Source organism: Bradyrhizobium valentinum (assembly GCF_001440405.1).
Taxonomy (GTDB): Bacteria; Pseudomonadota; Alphaproteobacteria; order Rhizobiales; family Xanthobacteraceae; genus Bradyrhizobium; species Bradyrhizobium valentinum.
Genome location: NZ_LLXX01000110.1, coordinates 7007 through 10875, shown reverse-complemented (window position 1 = coordinate 10875; position 3869 = coordinate 7007). Strand labels below are relative to the sequence as shown.

Genomic DNA, 3869 nt, shown 5'->3' with positions numbered 1-3869 from the left:
TCGCGCTCGCCGCGATGCTCGGCGGCATCGGCCTGCCCGGCGGCGGGTTCGCCTTCGGCCACGGCTCGCTCAGCGGCGTCGGCGTGCCGCGCGCGGACTTGCCAGGCCCGGAAGTCTCGACGCCGCCGAATCCGGCCCGCAGCGCCATTCCTGTCGCGCGCATCGCCGACATGCTGCTCATGCCCAATGGCGCTTACGAGTTCAACGGCCGTCGCGGGATCTATCCCGACATCCATCTGGTCTATTGGGCCGGCGGCAATCCCTTCCATCATCACCAGGATCTCAACCGCCTGCGCAAGGCCTGGCAGAAGCCGGACACGATCATCGTCCACGACAGCTGGTGGACGCCGACCGCGCGTCATGCCGATATCGTGCTGCCGGCGACGACATCGCTGGAGCGCAGCGACGTCGGCGGCTCGTCACGCGACCCTTACGTGTTCGCGATGCATCGCGCCATCGCGCCGCTCGGCGACGCGAGACATGATTTCGAGATTTTCCGCGACCTCGCTCGCCGCCTCGGCTACGAGGATGCTTTCACAGAGGGCCGGGACGAGATGGCCTGGTGCCGCTCGATCTATGAACGCGTGCGGTCCGGCTCCGCCAAACAGAACGTCGCGCTGCCGGACTTCGACACGTTCTGGGCCGACGGCTTTGTCGAGTTGCCGCTGCCCGACGAGGATTTCGTGCTGTTCGACGATTTCCGCCGGGATCCGCAGCTTCACCCGCTCAAGACGCCGTCCGGAAAGATCGAGATCGCGTCGCAGACCATCGCCGACTTCGGCTACGCGGACTGTCCGCCGCATCCGGCATGGCTGCCGCCGGCGGAATGGCTCGGCAGCACCACGGCCGTGCGTTGGCCGCTGCATCTGATCACCCATCAACCGGCCGGCCGGCTGCACAGCCAACTGGACCCGGCATCGGTCTCGCGCGGCCACAAGCTGCGCGGACGCGAGCGGATTCGCCTGCATCCGCAAGACGCCGACCCACGCGGCATCAAAACCGGCGACGTGGTCCGCGTATTCAACGATCGCGGGGCGTGCCTCGCGGCGGCGCAGGTTGAGGCCGCCATGCGGCCTCGGGTCGCGATCATGGCCACCGGGGCCTGGTTCGATCCGGCGCTGGCGGACGGAGAGCCCGAGCGGCACGGCAACCCTAACGTGCTCACCTTGGACATCGGCACGTCCCGGCTGACCCAGGGGCCGAGCGCGCTCAGCGCACTTGTCGAGGTCGAGCGCTGGGATGCCGCGCTGCCGCCGGTAGAGGCGTGGTCCCCGCCGCGGCTCGTCACGCAGACAGCAACGAACGACGAGACATTCAACGGACTATCACAACTGACAATTGGAACTGACAACCGCTAGACCGCGAGAAACCGAAAAGGAGACATGAGATGTCGAATACGAAGCTGACCGGTTCATTCGTTGCCCTGATTACCCCGTTCAACAAGGACGGGTCGGTGGACTTCGCAGCGTTTCGGACCCTGCTCAAATTCCATGAAGACAACGGCACCAGCGCAATCCTGATCATGGGCTCGACCGGCGAAAGCTCGATGCTCTCCCCGGAGGAGAAGAAGCAGATCATCGTCGAGACGGCGAAAATGAAGACCGGCCGCATGCCGATCTTCTTTGGCTGCACCGGCAATAATACAGAGACGACGATCGGCAATGTCAGGTTCGCCAAGGACAACGGCGCCGACGGCGCCATCCTGGCCGCGCCCGCCTATATCTGCGCCCCAGAGGCGGACATCGAGGGCTTCTTCCTCGATGTTGCCGATGCCACCGACCTGCCGCTCGGCATCTACAACAATCCGCCGCGAGTGAAGAGCGACCTGCACTGGGACAACCTGCTGCGCATCTTCAAGCACCCGAACTATGTCGTGCACAAGGAATCCACCGGACGCGTCGGCCAGGTCGCGCAGGTGCTAGCCGGCAAACCCAATGTTGCCGTGATGTGCTGCGACAGCCCCAATCTCGGCCTGGTGGTACCGACCATGAGCCTCGGCGGACACGGCACCGCCAATATGACCGGCAATATCGCTCCAGCCGAACTCGCCACCATCTCGACGCCCTGGACCAGCTATCGCGAGGCCGAAGGCTTCAAGAATGCCTATCTCTCGCTGTTGCCGCTGCTGCACTACACGTATTCGGCAATTAATCCGGTGGCGGTGAAATCGCTGATGAAGGCGCTGGGCATGCCGGCGGGCGATCTGCGCAAGCCGCTGACCAATCTCGAAGGCGAGGCACTGGCCAAGGGCATCCGCATCGTTCAGGAACTCGGCCTCGACAAGCGCTACGGCTACAACATCAAGCCGCTGTCGGCCGTCGCAGCCTGAACCAGGGATCGACGCAACCATGGATCTCGGTATCCGCGGCCGCAAGGCTCTGCTGAGCGGCGCCAGCCGCGGAATGGGCAAGGCGTGCGCCATGGCGCTCGCCCAGGATGGGGTCGACCTCACCATCGTGGCCCGCACCCGCGACGTTCTGGAAAACACCTGCGCGGAGATCCGCGCTGCGACCGGCGTCACGGTGACGCCGGTGGTGGGCGACATCACCACGGCGCAGGGACGCGCCGATGCGCTGGCGGCCTGCCCCGCGCCCGACATCCTGCTCAACAATGCCGACGGCCCGCTGCCCGGCGATTTCCGGACCTGGACTCGTAACGACTGGATCGCCGCGTTCGACGCGATGATGCTGTCCCCGATCGAGATGATGCGCCTGACTGTCGACGGCATGATGGAGCGCGGCTTCGGCCGGATCGTCAACATCGTGTCGCGCAGCGTCAAGATTCCGCAGGTCGAGCTTGGCCTGTCGAACGGCGCGCGTTCGGGCCTTGTGGGTTTCGTCGCCGGGCTGTCGCGTCAGACAGTTGCACGCAACGTCACCATCAACAACCTGCTGCCCGGCATCTTCGACAGCGGTGCGCAGGTCCGGCACATCGAAGGCATGCTGGAGCCAGGCGGCAAATCATTCGGTCAGATCTGGCAGGAGCGCGCGGCCGCCAACCCGGCCAGGCGCTACGGTCGGCCGGCTGAGCTCGGCGCCTATTGCGCATTCCTGTGTTCCGCACACGCCGGCTTCGTCACCGGCCAAAATATACTGATCGACGGGGGAAGCTACCCAGGAACCTTCTAACTGCAAACGCTGAGAGGATCCTTCGTGAGACACCTTAAATTCATTGCCGCACTGGGCATGGCCCTGTTCGGGTTTGCCTCGGCATCCGTGATGGCCGACACCTATCCAGGTCGAACCGTCACCATCGTCGTGCCGTATCCCGCCGGCGGCTCGGTCGACGGCGTCGCTCGCATTATCGCGCAGAAGCTGAACGAGACGCTCGGGCAACACTTTATCGTCGAAAACCGGGCGGGCGGCGCCGGCGGCATCGTCGGCGCGAACTACGTCGCCAAGGCGGCGCCGGACGGCTACACCTTGATGCTGACGGCCTCGATCCATGTGGTGACGCCGTTCCTGCGCAAGACCGTACCCTACGATGTGGTCACGGATTTCACGCCGCTCACGCTGGTGGCGTCGGGACCGCTGGTCGTCAGCACGGCACCGGACGTGCCGGCCAAGACGCTCAAGGAATTCTTCGATCTCGTGCGCAAAGACCCGAACAAATACACCTTCGCGACCTCGAGCTTCGGGTCGGCCGGTCACCTCGCGCTCGAGCTGCTCAAGCGCGATGCCGGCGTCGAGACGTTGGTGATCGCCTACAAGGGCGCGAGCCCGGCCTTGACCGACTTGATGAGCGGCCAGGTGCAGCTGATGGCCGATCCGATGCTGTCCTCGCTGCCGCTGGCGAAAGCCGGAAGCATCAAGGCCCTGGCCATCACCAGCACCAAGCGCGTGGCGATCGCGCCCGAAATTCCCACCGTC

4 protein-coding genes are annotated in these 3869 nt (G+C 65.1%); all 4 read left to right on the top strand.

Going from position 1 to position 3869, the window contains the following annotated elements:
* A partial coding sequence (locus tag CP49_RS16760; RefSeq protein WP_156438482.1) for a molybdopterin dinucleotide binding domain-containing protein occupies positions 1–1358 on the top strand: 1358 nt, incomplete at its 5' end.
* 29 nt (positions 1359–1387) lie between these two features.
* Positions 1388–2329 (top strand): 4-hydroxy-tetrahydrodipicolinate synthase family protein, encoded by a 942-nt coding sequence (locus tag CP49_RS16755; RefSeq protein ID WP_057851318.1) that lies wholly within the window; start codon positions 1388–1390, stop codon positions 2327–2329.
* 19 nt (positions 2330–2348) lie between these two features.
* Positions 2349–3128: an SDR family oxidoreductase gene (locus CP49_RS16750; RefSeq protein ID WP_057851317.1), complete on the top strand. Its 780-nt coding sequence runs from the start codon at positions 2349–2351 to the stop codon at positions 3126–3128.
* 24 nt (positions 3129–3152) lie between these two features.
* The coding region (locus CP49_RS16745; RefSeq protein ID WP_197423135.1) for a Bug family tripartite tricarboxylate transporter substrate binding protein at positions 3153–3869 on the top strand (717 nt) is incomplete at its 3' end.